Source organism: Streptomyces milbemycinicus, from assembly GCF_002154605.1.
Lineage (GTDB): Bacteria > Actinomycetota > Actinomycetes > Streptomycetales > Streptomycetaceae > Streptomyces > Streptomyces milbemycinicus.
In genome coordinates this window covers 1-652 of sequence record NZ_MUNE01000095.1, presented here as the reverse complement: position 1 = coordinate 652, position 652 = coordinate 1, and the positions used below count along the sequence as shown (strand labels likewise).

Genomic DNA, 652 nt, shown 5'->3' with positions numbered 1-652 from the left:
GGGATCGAGCGGATCCGCTCGCCTCGGCGCGGCTTGACCGGAAGATCATCAAGGACCGGGCCTACCGGCGGTTCTGCAAGCGCCGCGCCGTCGCCGAACACACCCTCGCACGCCTCAAGGACCACCAGGTTCTCCGCCAGTGCCGCCGCAAAGGAGAAGGGATCAACCACGCCGTCGCCGGCATCGCCGCCCTGCACAACCTGAAACTGGAGATCAACGGCTGACCACAGACCCGCGACTGCCCACAGGAAAACACGTTTGACCTGGCATTACGGGATATCTCTCAGGCGGGACAGCTCGTCGATGGCGCGCCCGGACGTGCCTGGCGCTCGGGGACCGGTGGAGGGATCCTGGGGTTCAGGAACGGGGCGGGGGCTCCGGATTCCTCCGGGTGCGCCCCGGCTCTCGTGCGTTTCCCCGGGATGGGGGAGGTCATGGATGTTGGATTCCTGAAGCCGCTGTTCGACAGCCCGGGTCCCTGGGCCTGCGTCTATCTGGACACCTCGCGCGCGACCGAGGACGCGCCCACCCGGCGCAGGCTGCGCGAGCGGTTCGTATGCGACCAGCTCGCCCGGCAGGGCGCCGACGCCGCCACGCGCGAGGCGCTGGTCCAGCGGCTGGCGGGCGAGCGGACGGCGCGGCCGTCCGCGGG

2 pseudogenes are annotated in these 652 nt (G+C 70.4%); both read left to right on the top strand.

Annotation, left to right across the window (positions count from 1 at the left end):
• Positions 1 to 224 (top strand): annotated as a pseudogene (locus tag CCN51_RS08600) (hypothetical protein); the annotation flags it as partial.
• A gap of 210 nt (positions 225 to 434) precedes the next feature.
• Positions 435 to 652 (top strand): annotated as a pseudogene (locus CCN51_RS08595) (baeRF2 domain-containing protein); the annotation flags it as partial.